18 protein-coding genes, 1 tRNA gene and 1 pseudogene are annotated in these 18,606 nt (G+C 67.3%); 12 read left to right on the top strand and 8 right to left on the bottom strand.

Translation table 11 applies throughout. From position 1 onward, the window contains the following. Positions 1–23: 23 nt before the first annotated feature. Both ACIBF7_RS18910 and ACIBF7_RS18905 read left to right on the top strand, forming a co-directional pair. Complete coding sequence (locus ACIBF7_RS18910; RefSeq protein ID WP_397197705.1) at positions 24–752, top strand: helix-turn-helix transcriptional regulator; 729 nt, start codon at positions 24–26, stop codon at positions 750–752. Between the two features lie 68 nt (positions 753–820). Then, entirely contained in the window at positions 821–1,036 is a 216-nt protein-coding gene (locus tag ACIBF7_RS18905) for a hypothetical protein (protein WP_397197704.1), read from the top strand. Positions 1,037–1,156: 120 nt separating this feature from the next. Here the strand turns inward: ACIBF7_RS18905 and ACIBF7_RS18900 are convergent, their stop codons facing one another. The 3 genes from ACIBF7_RS18900 to aceE all read right to left on the bottom strand — a co-directional run bounded on the left by ACIBF7_RS18900 (position 1,157) and on the right by aceE (position 6,348). Next, positions 1,157–1,897: a maleylpyruvate isomerase family mycothiol-dependent enzyme gene (locus ACIBF7_RS18900; protein ID WP_397197703.1), complete on the bottom strand. Its 741-nt coding sequence runs from the start codon at positions 1,895–1,897 to the stop codon at positions 1,157–1,159. Between the two features lie 10 nt (positions 1,898–1,907). Beyond that, a complete protein-coding gene (locus tag ACIBF7_RS18895) occupies positions 1,908–3,422 on the bottom strand; it encodes an alpha/beta hydrolase (RefSeq protein ID WP_364230173.1) in 1,515 nt (504 codons plus the stop codon). Positions 3,423–3,600: 178 nt separating this feature from the next. Beyond that, positions 3,601–6,348: a pyruvate dehydrogenase (acetyl-transferring), homodimeric type gene (gene aceE, locus ACIBF7_RS18890; RefSeq protein WP_148030196.1), complete on the bottom strand. Its 2,748-nt coding sequence runs from the start codon at positions 6,346–6,348 to the stop codon at positions 3,601–3,603. 224 nt (positions 6,349–6,572) lie between these two features. Here aceE and ACIBF7_RS18885 point away from each other — a divergent pair, with 224 nt between their 5' ends. The 7 genes from ACIBF7_RS18885 to ACIBF7_RS18855 all read left to right on the top strand — a co-directional run bounded on the left by ACIBF7_RS18885 (position 6,573) and on the right by ACIBF7_RS18855 (position 9,914). After that, positions 6,573–7,028 (top strand): DUF1918 domain-containing protein, encoded by a 456-nt coding sequence (locus ACIBF7_RS18885; protein ID WP_397197702.1) that lies wholly within the window; start codon positions 6,573–6,575, stop codon positions 7,026–7,028. 9 nt (positions 7,029–7,037) lie between these two features. Beyond that, positions 7,038–7,445, top strand: coding sequence for a secondary thiamine-phosphate synthase enzyme YjbQ (locus tag ACIBF7_RS18880; RefSeq protein ID WP_271278421.1), 408 nt, complete (start codon positions 7,038–7,040; stop codon positions 7,443–7,445). 117 nt (positions 7,446–7,562) lie between these two features. Continuing rightward, positions 7,563–7,991 carry a DUF3052 domain-containing protein gene (locus ACIBF7_RS18875; protein WP_148030199.1) on the top strand — a complete coding sequence of 143 codons (429 nt, stop codon included), beginning with the start codon at positions 7,563–7,565 and terminating at the stop codon, positions 7,989–7,991. A gap of 39 nt (positions 7,992–8,030) precedes the next feature. Then, entirely contained in the window at positions 8,031–8,483 is a 453-nt protein-coding gene (locus ACIBF7_RS18870; protein WP_397197701.1) for a peroxiredoxin, read from the top strand. Positions 8,484–8,495: 12 nt separating this feature from the next. Then, entirely contained in the window at positions 8,496–8,822 is a 327-nt protein-coding gene (locus ACIBF7_RS18865) for a hypothetical protein (RefSeq protein WP_397197700.1), read from the top strand. A 52-nt stretch (positions 8,823–8,874) separates the two neighbouring features. Then, positions 8,875–9,825, top strand: coding sequence for an ROK family protein (locus tag ACIBF7_RS18860; RefSeq protein ID WP_148030202.1), 951 nt, complete (start codon positions 8,875–8,877; stop codon positions 9,823–9,825). A gap of 17 nt (positions 9,826–9,842) precedes the next feature. Beyond that, positions 9,843–9,914, top strand: a tRNA-Val gene (locus ACIBF7_RS18855). Positions 9,915–9,973: 59 nt separating this feature from the next. On the opposite strand, the gene ACIBF7_RS18850 is transcribed toward ACIBF7_RS18855, so the two are convergent. The 4 genes and pseudogenes from ACIBF7_RS18850 to ACIBF7_RS18835 all read right to left on the bottom strand — a co-directional run bounded on the left by ACIBF7_RS18850 (position 9,974) and on the right by ACIBF7_RS18835 (position 12,822). Next, positions 9,974–10,336, bottom strand: a complete 363-nt coding sequence (locus ACIBF7_RS18850) for a tyrosine-type recombinase/integrase (RefSeq protein WP_397197699.1) — start codon at positions 10,334–10,336, stop codon at positions 9,974–9,976. A 499-nt stretch (positions 10,337–10,835) separates the two neighbouring features. After that, positions 10,836–11,147, bottom strand: a pseudogene (locus tag ACIBF7_RS18845) (Arm DNA-binding domain-containing protein); the annotation flags it as partial. Then, positions 11,144–11,344: a helix-turn-helix domain-containing protein gene (locus tag ACIBF7_RS18840; protein WP_397197698.1), complete on the bottom strand. Its 201-nt coding sequence runs from the start codon at positions 11,342–11,344 to the stop codon at positions 11,144–11,146. The gene ACIBF7_RS18840 and the pseudogene ACIBF7_RS18845, both read right to left, overlap by 4 nt. Then, positions 11,341–12,822, bottom strand: coding sequence for a replication initiator (locus tag ACIBF7_RS18835; protein WP_397197697.1), 1,482 nt, complete (start codon positions 12,820–12,822; stop codon positions 11,341–11,343). The genes ACIBF7_RS18840 and ACIBF7_RS18835 overlap by 4 nt, the downstream gene beginning before the upstream one ends. Before the next feature lie 112 nt (positions 12,823–12,934). On the opposite strand from ACIBF7_RS18835, the gene ACIBF7_RS18830 reads away from it, so the two are divergent. Then, on the top strand, positions 12,935–13,804 hold the full coding sequence (locus tag ACIBF7_RS18830) for a GntR family transcriptional regulator (RefSeq protein ID WP_397197696.1): 870 nt from the start codon (positions 12,935–12,937) through the stop codon (positions 13,802–13,804). Positions 13,805–14,382: 578 nt separating this feature from the next. Here the strand turns inward: ACIBF7_RS18830 and ACIBF7_RS18825 are convergent. Further along, positions 14,383–15,867, bottom strand: a complete 1,485-nt coding sequence (locus ACIBF7_RS18825; RefSeq protein ID WP_397197695.1) for a DUF262 domain-containing protein — start codon at positions 15,865–15,867, stop codon at positions 14,383–14,385. Positions 15,868–16,850: 983 nt separating this feature from the next. On the opposite strand from ACIBF7_RS18825, the gene ACIBF7_RS18820 reads away from it, so the two are divergent. Then, on the top strand, positions 16,851–18,065 hold the full coding sequence (locus tag ACIBF7_RS18820; RefSeq protein ID WP_397197694.1) for a helix-turn-helix domain-containing protein: 1,215 nt from the start codon (positions 16,851–16,853) through the stop codon (positions 18,063–18,065). Between the two features lie 31 nt (positions 18,066–18,096). Next, positions 18,097–18,573: an NUDIX domain-containing protein gene (locus tag ACIBF7_RS18815; RefSeq protein WP_397197693.1), complete on the top strand. Its 477-nt coding sequence runs from the start codon at positions 18,097–18,099 to the stop codon at positions 18,571–18,573. Positions 18,574–18,606: the final 33 nt, after the last annotated feature.

Genomic DNA, 18,606 nt, shown 5'->3' with positions numbered 1-18,606 from the left:
TGCCGGAGCGTACCGTCACAAGGGTGAACCGCACCGACCGGCTCTACGCGCTCGTCGAGGACCTGCGCGCCATCTCGCCGCGCTCGCGTTCGGCCCGCGAGCTCGCCGCGCGGTTCGAGGTGAGCGTGCGCACCATCGAGCGCGACATCACCGCGCTGCAGCAGTCCGGGGTGCCCATCTACGCCGAGGCGGGCCGCAGGGGCGGCTACGCGATCGACAAGAAGATGTCCCTGCCCCCGCTCAACTTCACCCCCGCAGAGGCGGTGGCCATCGCGGTGGCCCTCAGCCGGGCCGGTGACCAGCCGTTCGGCCGCCAGGCCCGCAGCGCGTTACGCAAGGTCGTGGCCGCCATGCCGGGCCGCGAGGGCGAGCTGGCCCGGGAGCTGGCCCGCCGCGTCATGCACGTCGCCGGGCCGCCGGAGCCCGGCGGCCCGGCCCGCCCGCTCGGCGCCGAGGGCGTCTCCCGCGCCATCGAGGAGGCCCTGCTGCGCCGCAGGGTGCTGCGCCTCGACTACGCCGACGCCAAGGGCGCGCTGACCTCCCGCGACGTGGAGCCGGGCGTCTTCCTCGGCGGTCGCGGCGGGTTCTGGTATCTCGTGGCGTGGTGCCGGCTCCGCGACGACGTGCGCGTCTTCCGCCTCGACCGCATCGTCGGCGCCGCCGTCTCGGCCGAGCGCTGCCCCGACCGGCCGCTGGAGGGCTTCGCCGCCGACGTGCCGGAGATGATCGTCCACGGCACTCTTCTCGATTAGGAGTTCGAAAACACCGACATAGGGTTGTCGCCCGAGCGCCACATTCTTGTTCTCGTCCGGAAAGCGACATGAGGAGATGGGATGAGCGACAACACGGTGGCCTGGTTCGAGGTGCCTCCCACGTCGTCTTCCACGTCCTCGTGGCCGACGTCGAGGAGACCTGCGGGCGGGTCGAGTCGCTCGGCGGCAAGGTGGTGCACAAGGTGATCGACGACGGCGCCGACTTCGCCTGCGCGCACGACACCTCGGGCAACCTGTTCGGCGTCTTCCACCGGCGAAACTGATCGTCGTGGGCCCGGCGTACGCCTTCCCCGCGAAGCCCGGGCCCGCGTCCGGCCGCCCTCAGTGGCGGCGCCCCCGCCCCGGACACGCCGCCGACCGCCGAGTGGCGGCGCGTCCGGGGCTCACAGCCCGGCGACCGAGAGCCACCTCTCCAGCAGCGCCCGGTCGCCGAACACCTCCAGCCCGTCGCACGAGCGCCTGCCGTACATCAGCAGCAGCAGGTCGCGGGCCGGCGCCCGCACCGCGGCGTCGCCCTTGGCGTGCCCGCGCTCCCACGTCACCGCGCCTTCGGGCCCCTGCGTGAACGTCCACTCGCCGGGCAGGTCGGTCGCGTGCAGGTGGAACGTCGCGCCCTCCAGGCCCAGCTCCGCCAGCCGCCTGCTCACCCACCGGGCGCCCGGCAGGTTGCCGAGCAGTTCCTCGACGCCGTCGGCCGCCACCTCTGCGGCCACCTCGGGCTCCACGCCGAGCGCCTGCTCGGCGTCCACCCGGTGCACGACCAGCTCGAACGCCATCCGCCTGGCCCACCAGCCCGCGGTGCCGCCGGGCCCCCACGTCCACAGCGGCGTCGCCGGGTCGGTGGCGCGCAGCGTCCGCACCATCTCGGCGGACCCCTCCGCCAGCCACGCGGCGTCGCCGTGCGCGCCCTCGTCCAGGCCGTTGGGCACCTCGCGGGACCAGAGCCGGTCCTGGTTGCGGGTCGACACCATGTGGGTGACCCACCGGTGCATGGTGCCCAGATGCGTGATGAGGTCGCCGAGAGCCCAGCCCGGGCACGCGGGCACCGGCGTGTCAGCCGGCGCGGCGGCCAGCCGGGCCACCCGCGCCGTCTCGTCCTCCACCAGGGAGCAGTAGTCCGTCACATGTCAGAGCCTAGGCCGCCGGGCAGGTCGCGCCGCGCCGGGGCAGCTTGCCGTCGAGCAGATAGGAGTCGACCAGCTTGGCGACGCACTGGCTGCCCGACAGGTAGGCGCCGTGCCCCTCGCCCTCGTACGTGACCAGCGTGGCGGTCTTGAGCTGGGCGGTCAGCTTGGGCGCCCACTCGTACGGGGTCGCCGGGTCGTTCTTGCCCCCGATCACCACGATGGGGGCCGAGCCGGTGGCGTCCACCCGCTTGGCCTCGTCGCCGCCCGCCGCCGGCCAGACGCTGCAGATCCCGCCCGAGCCCTCGCTGCCGAACAGCGGCGAAATCCTCAGCGCGGCCTCTTCCGTGCGGCGCAGCGTCCGCGCGTCGGGCCGCTCGGCCGTGTCGACGCAGGTGATGGCCGGGAAGCTGGTCATCTGGGTGGAGTAGGTGCCGTCCTCGTTGCGGCCGGTGTAGGTGTCGGCCAGATACAGCAGCGCGCCGCCCTGGCCCTTGAGCGCCTGCCCGAGCGCGGTCTCCAGGAACGGCCAGCTCAGCTCCGAGTAGAGCGCCGACGCCACCCCGGTGGCCGCCAGCCCCTGGGTCAGCTCGCGGGTGCCGACCTTGAGCGGCCGCGCCGCCAGGTCGTTGAGCAGCTTCTCCACGTTCGCGTTGGCGGCCTCCACGCTCGCGCCGACCTCGCACCGCTCCTTGACGCACGCCTTCAGGAAGTTCCGGTAGACGTGCTGGAAGCCGCGGGTCTGGGCCAGCGTGCGCTCCTCGAAGCTGACCGTCGGGTCCAGCGGCGCGTCCAGCACCATGCGGCCGACGTTGCCGGGGAACAGGGTCGCGTAGACGGCGCCGAGCTGGGTGCCGTACGACATGCCGACGTAGTGGAGCTTCTCGTCGCCGAGCGCGGTCCGCATCCGGTCCATGTCGCGGGCGGCGTTGACCGTGCCGACGTACGGCAGGATCTTGCCCGAGTCCTGGCCGCACAAGTCGGCGAACTTCCGGTTGGCCTCGTTGATCCTGCGGCGGGTCTCCTCGCCGGGCGGCAGGGTGTTCAACGCGGTGAACTCGTCCAGGTCGGCCCCCGTGCCGCAGCGCACCCCCGAGCTGCGCTCGACGCCCCGCGGGTCGAAGCTGATCAGGTCGTAGCGGGCGCGCAGCGACGACAGGGCCTTGGCCGCCTGGTCGAGCGTGTCGACGCCGGACGCGCCGGGGCCGCCGAAGTTGAACAGCAGCGAGCCGATCCGGTTGCCCTGGTCGACCGCCGGGATCTTGATCATGGCCAGCTCGATCTTCTCGCCCTCAGGGTCGGAGTAGTCGAGCGGCACCGCCAGCTTCCCGCAGCGTACGTTCTTGTCCTGGCGGGCGGGTGGCTCCCCGTCGGCACGCTTGATGTCGGTGCACGGGCCCCACGCGATCTGCCCCCCGGTCGGCTCCACGGGCGATCCGTCGCTGGCGGGCTCGGCGGTGTCGACACAGCCGGCCGTCATGGCGGCTGTGGCGGCCACGAGTGCGGCGGCAAGGACGCGGCGCATCACGAACAGTCTCCCCCTTGTCGACTCCGGGGGAAGCCCTGCCCACAATACGGGACCGCGCACGGGATCGGGCGGCGCGCCACCCCTCCGCACGCGCGCCGCCTTCCCGGGACGGGCGCCCCCGGAACGGAAGGCGCCCCCGCGCATGTTCTTCGCGGGGGCGCGCCTCACGGATGTGTCAGACGCCCATCGACTGGGTGTCGTTGGTCTCCGGGCCGCCGGCCTCGGTCACACCGTTCTTCAGGTGGTAGCGGGCGATCGCCTCGCGCAGCACCTCGCCGTCGAGCTCGCCCCTGCGTACGAGGGACGTGAGCACCGCCAGCGTGATGGAGGCGGCGTCGACGTGGAAGTGGCGGCGCAGCGCCGAGCGGGTGTCGGACAGGCCGAACCCGTCGGTGCCCAGCGAGGACCAGTCGCCCGGGACCCACTGCGCGATCTGGTCCTGCACGGCCTTCATGTAGTCGCTGACGCCCACGAACGGGCCCTCCGCCTGCGACAACGCGCGGGTCACGTACGGCACGCGCTGCTCGGCGTCGGGGTTGAGCAGGTTGTGCTCGTCGCAGGTCAGCGCCTCGCGGCGGAGCTCGGTCCAGGAGGTGGCCGACCAGACGGAGGCCGACACGCCCCAGTCGTCGGCCAGCATCCGCTGGGCCTCCATCGCCCACGGCCCGGCCACGCCGGAGGACAGGATGTTGGCCTTCGGCCCCTGCGTCTCCGGCCCGTCGGCGTACTTGTAGAGGCCCTTCAGCAGGCCGTCGACGTCGACGCCGTCGGGCTGGGCCGGCTGCAGGTAGGGCTCGTTGTAGACGGTCAGGTAGTAGAACACGTCCTCGGGCTTGTCGCCGTACATGCGGCGCAGGCCGTCCTTGACGATGTGGGCCACCTCGAACGCCCACGACGGGTCATAGACGATCGCCGCCGGGTTGGTGGAGGCGATGAGCGGCGAGTGCCCGTCTTCGTGCTGCAGGCCCTCGCCGTTGAGCGTGGTGCGGCCGGCCGTGGCGCCGAGCAGGAAGCCCCGGCCCATCTGGTCGCCCATGGCCCACATCTGGTCGCCGGTGCGCTGGAACCCGAACATCGAGTAGAAGATGTAGATCGGGATCATGGGCTCGCCGTGCGTGGAGTAGGACGTGCCGGCCGCGATCGCCGACGCCATCGACCCCGACTCGCTGATGCCCTCGTGCAGGATCTGCCCCTGCACGGCCTCCTTGTACGACAGCAGCAGCTCGCGGTCGACGGCCTCGTACATCTGGCCGTGCGGCGAGTAGATCTTCGCCGTCGGGAACATCGCGTCCAGGCCGAACGTGCGCGCCTCGTCGGGGATGACCGGCACGAACCGGTGGCCGATCTCCTTGTCGCGCATGAGGTCCTTGAGCAGCCGCACGAACGCCATCGTGGTGGCGACCTGCTGCTTGCCCGAGCCCTTGGTGAAGCCCTTGTAGACCTCGTCGCCGGGCAGCTTGACCGGCTTGGCGCGGTTGACCCGCTTGGGCAGCACGCCGCCGAGCGCCGCGCGGCGCTCCTTCATGTACTCGATCTCCGGGTCGTTCTCGCCCGGGTGGAAGTACGGCGGGAGCTCACCCTCCAAGGCGGAGTCCGGGATCGGCAGGTAGAGCCGGTCGCGGAACTCCTTCAGCTCGGCCTTGGTGAGCTTCTTCATCTGGTGGGTGGCGTTGCGCGCCTCGAAGTCCTTGCCGAGCGTCCAGCCCTTGATGGTCTGGGCCAGGATGACCGTCGGCTGGCCGACGTGCTCGCGGGCCGCCTTGAAGGCCGCGTAGACCTTGCGGTAGTCGTGGCCGCCGCGCGACAGCTTGCGGATGTCGTCGTCGCTGAGGTGCTCGGCCATCTTGCGCAGCCGGGGGTCGGTGCCGAAGAAGTGGTCGCGGATGTAGGCGCCCGACTCCACCGAGTAGGTCTGGAACTGGCCGTCGGGAGTCGTGTTCATCTGGTTGACGAGCACGCCGTCGACGTCGGCGGCCAGCAGCGGGTCCCAGTCGCGGCCCCAGACGACCTTGATGACGTTCCAGCCGGCGCCGCGGAAGTAGGCCTCCAGCTCCTGGATGATCTTGCCGTTGCCGCGTACCGGGCCGTCGAGCCGCTGCAGGTTGCAGTTGATCACGAACGTGAGGTTGTCGAGCTCCTCGCGGGCGGCCACGCCGATCGCGCCCAGCGACTCGGGCTCGTCCATCTCGCCGTCGCCCAGGAACGCCCAGACGTGGCTGCGGCTGGTGTCCTTGATCTCGCGGTTGAGCAGGTAGCGGTTGAACCGCGCCTGGTAGATCGCGTTGATCGGGCCCAGACCCATGGAGACGGTCGGGAACTCCCAGAAGTCGGGCATGAGCCGCGGGTGCGGGTAGGAGGGCAGGCCGTGGAAGCCGTGCGACAGCTCCTGACGGAACGCGTCGAGCTGGCTCTCGTTGAGCCGCCCCTCCAGGAAGGCGCGGGCGTAGATGCCGGGCGCCGCGTGGCCCTGGAAGAACACCTGGTCGCCCGACTCGCCGTGGTCCTTGCCGCGGAAGAAGTGGTTGAAGCCCACCTCGTAGAGCGACGCGGCGGAGGCGTAGGTGGCGATGTGGCCGCCGACGTTGGTGCGGGCGTTGGCCCGCGACACCATGACCGCGGCGTTCCAGCGGATGTAGGCGCGGATCCGCCGCTCGACGTGCTCGTCGCCGGGGAACCAGGGCTCGCGCTCCGGCGGGATGGTGTTGATGTAGTCGGTGCTGCGCAGGCCCGGCACGCCGACCTGGTGCTCGCGCGCCCGCTCCAGAATGCGGAGCATCAGATAGCGGGCTCTCGTGCGGCCCTCCGTCTTGACGACGTTGTCGAGGGACTCGAGCCACTCGTTGGTCTCACTGGGATCGACATCAGGCAACTGGCTGGGTAGGCCGTCGCTGATGATCGAGAAACGCTGGCGTCCGGAAGCCACTGGGTCTCGCCTTCCGAGGTTGACTGATGTCTGGTCTGGGGTCGCTTTCCATCCTGGTCGCTCACGGTCGAAAGTGCATCTCTACCGATGAGTAACCAGGACATCCCTGCTGGCAGGGCCGCCATCGGTGGCCTAGACCACCGATGGTAGGACGAATTACCGGCCAAGGTTACAACGGCAGTTCAATTTAACAAGACCGGAAAACCTACGAAATTTTGCCTCACATGGTCGAGTATCCCCCCGCCGGGGGGTGGCGTCACCTCCCGGGTCGCCCCAACGCCCCCTACCCGTCCGTCGGTCCGCCCGAACTGGCTCGCCCCCGCGCGGTCTCCGCGAAGATTGCCAGGAAAGTCTCAGCTTCGCGTCGATCATGCCCCCGGCGGGCCCCCGTTGCGCCCGCCCGCGGGAGGGTGTTTCGGGCCTCTCTTACCCACACTTGGGGAAGCGTGGACGATTCCCCTCTTTTCGCCAGGCCTTCCCCGTACGAATCTGGACCTATGAATGCGACGGCAGGCGACCGGCTTCTCGTGCACGGGAGCACGGTGGGCGAAAGGGACCGAACCGGCGTCATCATCGAGGTCCGGGGGCCCAACGGGGGGCCTCCGTACATCGTGCGGTTCGATGACGGCCACACGGCGCTGGTGTTTCCGGGCCCCGATTCCGTCATCGTGCCTCAGTAGGATTCACGGGTGAGATCCGAACTCATCTCCGTGGCCACGGGATCACGAGAGACGGTGCACGACATCACCGCCGAATGCGCCGTTTTCGTCCGCGAGCAGGGTGAAGACGGGCTGCTGCACGTCTTCGTCCCGCACGCGACGGCGGGCGTCGCCCTGCTGGAGCTGGGCTCGGGCAGCGACGACGACCTGCTGGCGGCGCTCGGGGATCTGCTGCCGGCCGACGACCGCTGGCGCCATCGGCACGGTTCGCCGGGTCACGGCAGGTCACATGTCATGCCCGCGATCTTGCCGCCGTACGCCACGATCCCCGTGCTGGGCGGCAGGATGGCGCTCGGCACCTGGCAGTCCGTCGCCCTGGTCGACCTGAATGTCGACAATACGCAACGTCAGGTTCGGCTGTCGTTTCTGCCCGGTTGAACCTGGCCGAGTACGGCCGTACCCGTGGCGACCGTTGACGACTGAGGGTCACAGCGTGTGGACTGTCCCGAAGCGATAAACCGCATATGCGGGGCCACTCAAGCAGGAGGGATAAACGTGAGCGCGACCGCGGGTCAGGCGCAGGGCGAGCGCGGCCTGGCCGAACGACTCGGCCTCAAGCCGGGTCAGGTGGTGCAGGAGATCGGCTGGGACGAGGACGTCGACGAGAAGCTTCGCGAGTCCATCGAGGACCTGACCGGCAACGAACTGCTCGACGAGGACACCGACGACGTCGTCGACGTGGCGCTGCTGTGGTGGCGCGACGGTGACGGGGATCTGTTCGACGCCCTGACCAACGCCATGCGATCTCTCGCCGAAGGCGGTCAGATCTGGCTTCTCACGCCCAAGGCCGGGCGCGACGGCCACGTGGAGCCGAGCGACATAGGTGAGGACGCCGTTACCGCGGGTCTCTCGCAGACCAGCAGCATCTCCGCCGCACCCGACTGGTCGGGGACCCGGCTCGTCACGCCCAAAGGCAGGCGGTAGGAGAGCGAGAGCGCCAGCCCGTACGGCAGGATGAGGCGTGTGAACGGACATCCTGTCGAGGTCGGCGCCACCGCTCCGGATTTCGAGCTCCAGGACCAGCACGGCAGCCCGGTGCGGCTGTCCGAGTTCAGGGGCACGCGTGTCGTGCTGGTCTTCTACCCGCTGGCCTTCAGCGGGGTGTGTCACGGTGAGCTCTCGGCGCTGCGCGCTTTCCCGGCTGACGCGCAACTGCTCACCGTCTCCGTCGACTCCGTCTTCGCCCACCGCGCCTGGGCGGACCAGGAGGGTTACGCTTTCCCGCTTCTCTCCGATTTCTGGCCACATGGACAGGTCGCGCGGGCGTACGGTGTGTTCGATGAGGGGAAGGGCTTCGCGCGCCGGGGGACCTTCATCATCGACGGCGAGGGCGTGATCCGCTGGTCGGTGGTCAAGCCGATCGGCGAGGCGCGTGACGTCGCCGACTACCTCAAGGCACTCGCCGACATCGCCTAAACGGAGGAAACCATGCCCTGCTACCGCTGCGGGGCCCGGCAGACCGACCCGGTCCGGGGCGTCAGCCCGTGGAGACGCGGGGTCCACCACGAGACCCAGGTGCTGGTCTGCCCGGACTGTCAACGGTCGCACGACCTCGACCTCGACACGTGTGCGGGATGCGGGTCGGCGGCGCTGATCTGCCGGCTCGGAGAGGTGGAATGCCGCTCCTGCGGCGCCGTGCGGGTCGCCAGGACCACCACGCCGGTCGACTCGGACGCGCTGCTCGCCTCGGGCTCGCCGCCGGGCCTCTCGGCCGAGGTGGAGGCCGCGCTCGACCGCGTGCTCGGCCGTACCTGAAACGCAGGGGACTTTTCCAGACAAACGCTGAGCTGCGCTATCGTCTCCTTCCGTGTCCCACACCCCTGCGTACGTCGTCGCGCTCGACGTCGGCGGCACGTCCATGAAGGGCGGCCTGGTCAGCGAGAACGGCGTCGTCCTGCTCTCCGAGCGGCGCCCCACCCCGCGCGCCGACGGCCCGGAGGCGGTCGTGACCGCGATCCGCGACTTCATCGGCCACCTGGCCGAGACCGGCGACGGCAGCCCGGCAGGGGTCGGCCTGGCCGTTCCCGGGCTGGTGTCGGACGACACCGCCCTCTACGCCGCCAACCTCGGCTGGCGCGACATCCCCGCCCAGGACTTCACCGACCTCGGCGTGCCCGTCATCCTGGGCCACGACGTCCGCACCGGGGGCCTCGCCGAGAGCGTGCTCGGCGCCGGGCGCGGCGCCGCCGACTTCCTGTTCCTGCCCATCGGCACCGGCATCGCCGGCGCCATGATCGTCGACGGCGCCCCGTACGGGGGAGCGGCGGGCTGGAGCGGCGAGATCGGGCACATCCCCGTCTTCCCCGACGGCGAGCAGTGCGCCTGCGGCCAGTACGGCTGCCTGGAGACGTACGCCTCCGCCGCCTCCGTCGGCAGGCGCTACGCCCAGCGGGCCGGCCTGGAGAGCGCCAAGGCCGAGCAGGTCGTCGTCTCCGACGACCCGATCGCCATCGAGGTGTGGGACGAGGCCGTGGAGGCGCTGTCGCTGGCGCTGGCCACCTACACGCTGCTGCTGGACCCGGCCATGATCGTGCTGGGCGGCGGGCTCTCCCAGGCCGGGCCCGCGCTCTTCGACCCCGTACGGACCCGCCTCGTCAAGCGGCTGTCGTTCAGGGAGGCCCCGCCGCTGCTGCCGGCCGCCCTGGGGGTGGACGCGGGCATGCTGGGCGCGGCCCTCCTGGGCTGGCGCGCGGCCGGACGGCCCGACCTGGGGGCGAGCTGGGACGTGGATGTGCGAGCGGCGCCGTTGGTGTCGTAAGGTGTAGTGCCGATCAGGGGCGGTTAGCTCAGCGGTAGAGCACTCGCCTTACAAGCGAGGGGTCACTGGTTCGAACCCAGTACCGCCCACCTGCGAAAACATTGGATCTCTGATCTTGAAAACGGCGTCTGAGTGACTAAGTGAGTGACTAACTCCCGAAGATCTTGTCCATCGCTGCAGCTCCCTGCATGATCACGGGCCGGATCTGGTGCCGGTAGACCGTCTCGGTGACCACCGTGTTGGAGTGGCCCACCAGGCGCGAGATGTCCTCGATGGGGACGCCCGAGTCTGACAGCACGGACACAAAGCTGTGCCGTAGCTCGCGAGGTGACCACTTTCGTTCTGTGAGCCCTGCCGTCACGACGACCTTGCGGAAATCACGCCGTACGTTGTGAGCCGTGACGGGCGTGCCCGTTCGCGTACAGAACACGAGATCTGTGTCCTGCCATCGGGTGCCCGCCTTCTCCCTCGCGACGTCTTGCGCTTCCTTGAGGAGACGCAACGCGTCCACGCAGCGCTGGGGGAGCTTGAGTGACCGGCGGGACTTCACCGTCTTGGTGTCGCCCTTCTGCCGGACGGACCGCCAGACGTAGACCGCGAAGTCGTTGTGCTTCCGCCACCGGCAGCCAGGCTTCACGGCTCTCGTCGTACGCCACGACGTGCGACCAGAGCAGCGCCCGCAGTTCCTCTGTACGGGCGCCGGTCAACAGGGACAAGACGATGTAGGCCCGTATGCGCTCGCCGCTCTTCTCGGCCTGTGCGAGGACAGCGAGTGCTTGGGCCAGCGTCAGAGCCTTGGACGGACGACCGGCGCGCCCCTCCGGGATGTCGCACAGATCCACGACGTTCCGCTTCACCTTGTCACGGCGCATGGCGCTCTTGACCGACCGGTTGAGGATGCCGTGGATCAGCTTCAGCGACCGGGTCCCCAACTCGCCGGTCTTACCGGCGAGCCACTTGTCGACGTCCTCCACAGAGAGGTCGCGCAGCTTGCGAGCGCCGAGGGCAGGGATCACGTGCTTGTCGGCGTACGTGGTGTACATCTTCACCGTGGCCTCCGACCTCGCGCCGAGGCCGTGTTCCAGCCAGTAGCGCACCGCGTCGGCCACGGTGTAGTTGGTCGGCGCGATGGCCAGACCGTCCTCGTAGTCGCGGATGATCTCTTTCAGCTTGGCTTTGGCCTCGGTCTTGGTCTTGCCGCTGGCCTTCTTGACGATGCGCTTGCCGGCCGGGGTGTAGCCGACCGTCACCGAGGCGATCCAGCGTTGCCGCTTCTCGTCCCAGTGCAGGCCGCCGTCGCCCCGGCTGCGTCGTTCGGTCATGAAGCCTCCTGTTCGAGTAGAGCGATGTAGTCCTCTATGGCTGAGGCGGGGATGAGGCGCGTGCGCCCCTGGGTGACGGAGCGGAGCCGTCCTGAGCGGATGAGTTCGTAGATCACGCTGCGGCTGAGGCTGAGTAGGTGCATGGCCTCGCAGACGCGGTAGAGCCGCCGATCATGGGCGGGTTGGGGTGGGGTCATCCATCCGCCTGCTCTGCCGCGATCCGGCGGGCGGTCTGGACACGCTGGCGGATGTGTTCGGCCATGATCGCTTCGCCTGGGGTGTAGCCGATCCCGGCAAAGCGCCAGTGGCCCAGGACGAGTGTGGTGGCGTCGTTAAGGGCGGGCAGGCCGTGGCGCTCGCGGGCTTCGGCGGCGCGGTGTGCTGCGCGGGCGTTGCGCAGATCGGTGAGCTTGAGTGAGTAGGCGCGGCTCTTGCTGGAGAAGTGGCCGCGAAAGCCGAGCATGTGTGCCCAGGGACGGAGCCGCAGCGCCCTGAACTCGGGGCGCGCGCCGAGATCCCAGCAGGTGCGGATCATGCGCCGTGCGTGGTCGGTGACGGGGAGAGCATCGAGGTTCAAGCCGGGTTTGAGGCCGCTGCCGCGGCACTGCCCGCAGGCGGTCATCAGGCTCAGCCGCCCGCGTCCGGCACAGGATCGGCAGGACAGGCGGTGGTCGATGGTGCCGGAGGCTTCGGCGCCCTTGGTGGCGTACTTGGCGATATAGGAGGCGACGGCTCGTTCGCTGAGCCCGTCGGCATCGGGATCGAGCAGGATGGGACGAACGTCGAGCTGGTCACCCCAGGTGAGGGTCCACCTGCCGAGATCGCTCGGCGGTGTGGTGACGGTGACCTGGCGGACGGAGGGTGGGATGGCCTGAGTGAGCAGATGGTGGTCTGCCCAGTCGGGTGGCGGCTGGGTCGGTCCGGCGGGTCCGTCGAGTCGGATAACGGTGTGGAAGTGGATCAGGCCACGCCGCTGGTACTCGGCGACCTTGGCGAAGGACACCTTGGCGTGCTGGGCGAAGCCACGACGGGTCATCCCGGTCTGGTGGGCGAGCTCCTGGCGGATGGCCAGGGTGAAGCGGTGCCACAACGCGCCCGCGTGCGCCTGCCACAGCACCGCACCCGTGTAGTCGTAGCAGTCGGGGCAGATCGGCTGGCCGAGCCGTTCGTCCTGGGGCTCGTGCCGGACGTGGCAGCCGACCGGCCGCCCGTGCTCGCACAGCCTGTCGCGGTTGCGGGGACGGCAGGGACGTCCGTCGCGGTGCGAGTGGACAGGGCCGAAGGAGGGTGCGGTCAGGGTGACGAATGCCCGAGGGTGCGTGCCGACCGTTTCAGGTATGCCCTTGCCGCCCGACAGCCCTGCCCGGATCAAGTGGAACGTGTCGGCCTGGTAGGTCTGTGAGCAGGCCGGGCACACCGAGGCTCGCCGATTGCCGCAGGCCACCAGGAGATGCCCCGAGGGCTCATCATCCGTTGTGTACGCGTGAAGGATCTCGCCCGTAGCTACGTCCACGATCATCGACTGTCCGGCCAGGTGCACCGGATGGGCGCACCCGCCGACTGCCGCGACCATGGCTCGCCACCGCCCATAACCCGGCGCGTTGACCAGGCGGACCAGATCGGCCATCCACTCGGCACTGGATAGCTGATCGTCGCGCTTTTCCTCCTTGCTCATAGGGCACCACCTCCCTTGCTTGACTGCCTGTACTACAGGTTGACAGACATCGCGCATGGTGGTCAACCTGTAGTACAAGTAGTCCTGAAAGCTTTACCGAGGAAGGCCGATCATGGAGACCAGCACCGACGACAAAGACGCCCGCTGGCGCGTCATCGCCACCGACCTACGAGCCGCCATCCTGGACGGCCGCTATCCGCCCGGTGGCGCGCTGCCCAGCGAACCGGAACTCGTCAGGAAGTACGACGTCTCCCGCCCCACCGTCCGCAAGGCCATCGAAACGCTTGTCTCCGAAGGGCTGGCCTACGTCATGCGCGGACGCGGCTCCTTCGTCCGCCCCATGCCCGAACGCCGCGCCATCCTCATCACGGACCGAGACCGGCCTGACCTCGCCGCACCCGGCAATCACCCCGACGTCCAAGCCTTCGGCTGGGACCTCTCTCAACGCGACCATGAGGCCCCGATCTTCACCGGCGAAAAGACCACCGCCAACCGCGATGTCGCGGTCATGCTTAGCGTCCGCCCCGGCCACCCGGTCATCCATCGCCGCAGCATGTGGCACCGCGGCCACAGCGCCGCCATCCACGGAGCATCAATCCGCCTGGAGATCAACTCCTATACCAATGCCGATATGCTTCCTGACTGGGACGACTCCCAGCGCAATGCGCAGTACCGCAAGCGCTCCGGCTTCTTCTTCCAGTCACTCATCCGCGAGCACGGTCCCGTCCGCTGGTTGACCCTCACCACTGCCCGCATCGCCTACGAAGACGAACGCGCCGCGCTCGGCATGGACTACGCCGAAGCCGTCCTCATCATCCGCCGGACCATGGCGCACCCGAACGGCCACCCCATCGAGGTCACCGAGGTCAAGGCTCCCGCCAACCGCTACGAGATCGGCTATCATCGCGAACTCGCCGACGACTCGGACGCCGACTTCACGCCGCAGGAACTCAGCGACAACGGCATAGACCTCGTGATCTAGACGGCCCGCGGGGCGTCGATCTGGCTCATAGTTTCTTTACTGGTTCAAGGCGACGGCGCTCCGCGCCGTGCGCACGGCCCCGCGCACGCCCGCCGCCCGGGCGTGCGGCCTGGGGGCCGGTCCCGGGCGGCAGCGGCTCGGGCCGTACCACCGCACGGCCGCCGCACCGCCGTACACCTTCCGTGGCCGACCTCCGCACCGTCGCCGCCGTTCCGCCGCCGGCCCCCACCGCTTCGCGGCCCTTCGGGTGCTTCGCATGGGCGCCGGCCGCTCCACTCACCAGGAAGGGGGGGACTCTTTAACCCTCATGCCTCCGGCGGGAGCGCTCTGGCCCCGAGGTGGGGGATCACCTCGCACGCCATCGACTCAGGCAAGCCCAGCAGCCCGGCTCCTCCGCATCAAGCCCTGCTCTGACCGCAGGACAACACATGATCGAGGAACGGCGACCGGCGGACGTACACGCGAAGCCGGGCTTGACGCTCCGCCCCCGGCCCGCTGCCGCTACGCGGTGAGTCGACGGCGTACGAGGTGCTAACACCGCGGCAATGGGACAGGATCTGAACGGGAATCGCTAGTGTCTATACTGCAAGATTTTCTACATCCCTCAATAGGGCACTGAGTAGCGCTGCTTGTACTATGAGAAATCGGTCGGGTGCGAGAGTCGCGGGCGAAGTAGCGCCACCAGCATACTTCGCGAATGTTGCACCGATATTCACGCGCTTGTTCGAAGCGGCCTTCTCTTTTCCGTGATCAACATCGTGTTGAAGCCCGGTTCTCAGGAGATTTACATCTTCAAAAGAAGGTGGTACCGCTCCTGCAAGGCGTTGCCCAGGGCCTTCGCGGAAGAGGAAGTACAAACTATCTATGAAGGAGGAGTACTGTGCATAGTCTCGTACAGGCTCGCGAATTTTTCCTAGCGCTTCCATCGTCCTGTTTGTTGCTTTGAACAGGTCCGATCCAGTTTTGGCGGCATAGTCGTCGTTCTTCTTGGTGATCAAAGATGCAATGGTACGGCCTGTGCGATCAATCTCCTGGTCCAGGCCACTGGCGACTACAGCAGAAGGCCCTAGGACATCCATCCATGATGGATCAAAAGTCAGCAGTTTCCTCAGAAGGATCTCATGGCGAATCCGAGACCCGGCTCGCACGTTTGCGGATAGCGTGCCCTGAAACTCCAGGTAGTCTTTATCGGCTGCGTTGGTCCCGAGTTCGACCTGGCGGCTCAACTCCTGGCTGAATGCCTCAAGAAATAGGCGCAGCTTAGTTTCGCGGCTGGTTGCACGACCAGATTCTACTAGGCGGGCGGTTAGGGTGATGAAAGACTGAATTGCGCCTCTACTGCGGAAGACTCGACTCTTCTCGGGGAATGCGGCATCGAGGTAGTCGAAGGTCGCCCTAATCCTCTGGGAGACGTTAGATCTCGTCGAGAAGCTTTCCTGAGACTCGAAGAAGTTCTTCAAGTCTTCGTAGCGTAGCCGAGTGTCCAGTCCGTCAATCTCGACAGCGACAACCTTAGACGATATGTCGAAATAAGCTTTGCGGATATCCTTAATAAAGACTTTCTTGGTAAAGAAGTCGTGCTTCGCTAGCTCTCGCGCGAAGGTCGTTAAATCGCTTTTGATCGAGTTTAGTTTCTCCGCGGCAGTAAGAATGACGCCTCTTTGGAGGCGTTGAAAGAACTCTTGAATGTCGTGGTCGGATGCCTCTGTGATCTCATCGTACTCGATTTCGAAATCGTCGAAAAGATCTGTAACTTGATCTGGAAGGTCGTCGTAGGTCCGCCCGCCAAATTTAGCTGCGCTGTCGTCGGATAGTTCCAGATCTCCCGAGAAAAACTCGAAAATCGCAGAGAGTCGCTGCTGACCATCTACCACATCGAATTCGTCTGGATTGCTCGATGTTTTGGCGAAGTAGAATTTAGGCAGTTTCCAGCCGCTGAGAATGGAGTCGATCAGTAGCTGTTTTCTGTCTGTTGACCAGACTTCATCTCTTTGCCATTCTGGGATGTCGTAACGATCGCGCCGCTTATAGACCTTATCGAGCGCCATCTTGCGCGCTTCCATCTTCATGAGATTGCCGACACGCCTAAGAGTTGACCTTGGCTTATAGGGGAGACTGTATACCGCCTCGTGGTGGTGTGTGCAGCGTTTGGGCACAAATCGTGCATGCTCGTGTAGCTGAGGGGGCGAAGGGCAGGGACCAACCGCAGATGGGCAGCGGGTAGACCTTCTCTCCGCAAAGGCTGCTCTCGTTGCCTGCTGGTACTGCGTGCTGTACCGTCTGGCGGCCCGCGAATGACAGGCCGACGCGATAAGGGTGGCCGGGAAACCTTGCTGTGGTCTCCGGCGGGTAGATGAACAAGTCGTCCCACTGGACTGGCCAGCGCCGCACTCCGTCTGGGAGGTCGGCCCAGTCGGCTTCCAATTCTACGAGCGCCAGCGTGCCACTACGCAGGACCTCCGCCACCGTTCCGCGCTGCCCGATCAACAAATCTCCAACGGCCCGAGTGCGGGCGGGACTGTGGAGCATGGCCACGATTTCGACCCGACATCCCAACTTCTCGCGAGCTTCCTTCACTGAGGGCTCGCTCTCCTGGTCTCCCGGCGTAGATCGCGGATCCTCGCCGAAAGGGGGTGTCGTCGCTGGAGGTCCGCGTAGCGGAAGGCGACCCTTCGCGCGGCTCTCGACGGTTCGATAGCCGGATGGCGGGCGTACAGCACCCGTTTGCGGCGATCGTCCCAGCCTGCCCGCCACCAGTACCAATCGCCATCGCACCAGACGACGAGCCCGATCCACACGGACACCAGGCTCAGACCGTAGCCGTCATGCACGTCTGCGGATACGCCGTGAGAGGCAAGGGCGTCGGCCAGGGCGCGGGCAGCGTGCTTCTCTGGCGTGGGGTGTCGGTTCGGCGGTTGCATGAGTGGCCTCCCATCGCGTACGGCAGTGACGTAGCGTGACGGTATGTGTCGGCTGAGCTGCTAGCTCGGAAAGAAATTCAGGGGTCCGTCGTAGGCATCCGACGAGGATGAGGTGCATGCGAGGAATGACCAGCAATCTGTCCATCGGCCAGCGCGTAGCCTGGTACCGGCGACGGCGTGGGATGTCTCAAGACGTATTGGCCGGGTTGGTGGGCCGGACCGCCGATTGGCTGAGCAAGGTGGAGAACGACCGCATCACCTTGGATCGTCTGTCCGTCATCAAGTCCCTGGCGAGCGTTTTGGACGTGTCCCTCGGTGAGTTGCTGGCTGAGCCACACCTGTTCGAGTGGACGGACGGAAGCGGCGAACAGACCATCCCCGCACTGCGCGCCGCAATCACGGACTATCGGCAGCTCTCGCCGATGGCCGGGCTCGTGGAGAACACGGAACCCTCCAGTCAGGCCGACCTGCGACGTGCCGTTGTCGAGGTATGGCGGGCGTACCAGGGAGCCCGATACAGCTCAGTGATACGGAGTCTGCCTGGACTCCTGGGGGAGGCGCATCACGCTGCGCGCGCAGCGAACGGTGACGCGCGCATGGCCGCATCGGGAGTGCTCGGGCAGGTCTACCACGCCGCTGCCAGCATCCTGACCAAGGTGGGTGAGGCTGACCTCGCGTGGATCGCCGCCGAGCGGGGACTGTCCTTCGCACGGCAATCCGGTGATCAGCTCGTCACGGCCTCCTTGCTTCGCTCCGTGACCCACGCCCTTCTGTCCAACGGTCGCTACGAGGCAGCCAAGCAGCTCACGATGGACGCCGCCGACCTGCTGTCTCCTGACCTCCCGCACGCCACGGCTGAGCTGCTTTCGGTGTACGGCACGCTGTACCTCGCTGGGTCGATGGCGGCGGCGCGAGACGACGACCGCAGCACGACACGCGCGTTCCTCGCCGAGGCACAGGAAGCGGCGGTGCGGCTCGGCAGTGACGCCAACCATGTCTGGACCGCGTTCGGGCCGACGAACGTCCGCATACATCAGGTGGCGACGGCAATCGAGCTGGGAGACATCCAGGTGGCTGTGGAGCTGGGACCGAAGCTGGACACCAGCGGGCTTCCGATTGAACGTCGTGCTCGCCATGGCTTGGCCGTGGCCCACGCCTTGAGTCTGTGGAACCGCACCGACGAGGCGATGGCGGCGCTGTTGGAGGCCGAGACCATCGCTCCCGAGCAGGTACGCCATCACTACCTCAGCCGCCAGCTAACGATGTCCTGGATCAGGAGGCGAAAAGGCAAGCCCAGCTTCCAACTTGCTGCGCTTGCCCGGCGTCTCAACATCGTGTGAGAGCCGGCCTTGGTGGCATAAGGTCGAGGCCGTGAATGATCAGAAGGCCGCACTGTTCGCCCAGGCCCGTGCTGCCGCTGGAGTGCTGTTCTTCGACGACGGCGGACGCGTGCTACTCGTCCGGCCTACGTACAAGGCATATCTGGACATCCCCGGTGGATTCGTCGAGCCGGGAGAGACCCCGTACGAGGCGTGCGTCCGAGAGGTAGGAGAAGAACTGGGCATCCAGCCGGCCATCGGCCGTCTCCTTGTGGCCGATTGGGCGCCTCTCCCTCAGGAGGGCGACAAGGTTCTGTTCGTGTTCGACGGTGGCATCCTCGACGACGAGGTGATCAAGCAAATCAGGTTCGTGGACAACGAGCTGAGCGCGTATGAGTTCCGTCGTGTTGATGAGCTGGACGGCCTGATGATCGAGCGGCTTGCCCGCCGTCTCAAGGCTGCCGCCACCGCCCGTAAGCAGGGCAAGACTGTCTATCTGGAGCACGGCCGGGCCGTTCCCACTGACTGACTATGTGAGTGACAACGGCCCCGGACCAGCGTG

Origin of the sequence: Nonomuraea sp. NPDC050478 (assembly GCF_044458265.1) — a bacterium.
In the GTDB taxonomy this organism is placed as follows: Bacteria; Actinomycetota; Actinomycetes; order Streptosporangiales; family Streptosporangiaceae; genus Nonomuraea; species Nonomuraea ferruginea.
This window is presented reverse-complemented; position numbering and strand designations above follow the sequence as displayed.

Excerpts from the sequence above, each read along its gene's own strand:
- ACIBF7_RS18825 (WP_397197695.1), bottom strand. The coding sequence starts at position 15,867 with ATGGAAGCGCGCAAGATGGCGCTCGATAAGGTCTATAAGCGGCGCGAT.
- ACIBF7_RS18885 (WP_397197702.1), top strand. The coding sequence starts at position 6,573 with ATGGTCGAGTATCCCCCCGCCGGGGGGTGGCGTCACCTCCCGGGTCGC.
- ACIBF7_RS18835 (WP_397197697.1), bottom strand. The coding sequence starts at position 12,822 with ATGAGCAAGGAGGAAAAGCGCGACGATCAGCTATCCAGTGCCGAGTGG.
- ACIBF7_RS18905 (WP_397197704.1), top strand. The coding sequence starts at position 821 with ATGAGGAGATGGGATGAGCGACAACACGGTGGCCTGGTTCGAGGTGCC.
- ACIBF7_RS18840 (WP_397197698.1), bottom strand. The coding sequence starts at position 11,344 with ATGACCCCACCCCAACCCGCCCATGATCGGCGGCTCTACCGCGTCTGC.
- ACIBF7_RS18820 (WP_397197694.1), top strand. The coding sequence starts at position 16,851 with ATGACCAGCAATCTGTCCATCGGCCAGCGCGTAGCCTGGTACCGGCGA.
- ACIBF7_RS18865 (WP_397197700.1), top strand. The coding sequence starts at position 8,496 with ATGCCCTGCTACCGCTGCGGGGCCCGGCAGACCGACCCGGTCCGGGGC.
- ACIBF7_RS18830 (WP_397197696.1), top strand. The coding sequence starts at position 12,935 with ATGGAGACCAGCACCGACGACAAAGACGCCCGCTGGCGCGTCATCGCC.
- ACIBF7_RS18895 (WP_364230173.1), bottom strand. The coding sequence starts at position 3,422 with ATGCGCCGCGTCCTTGCCGCCGCACTCGTGGCCGCCACAGCCGCCATG.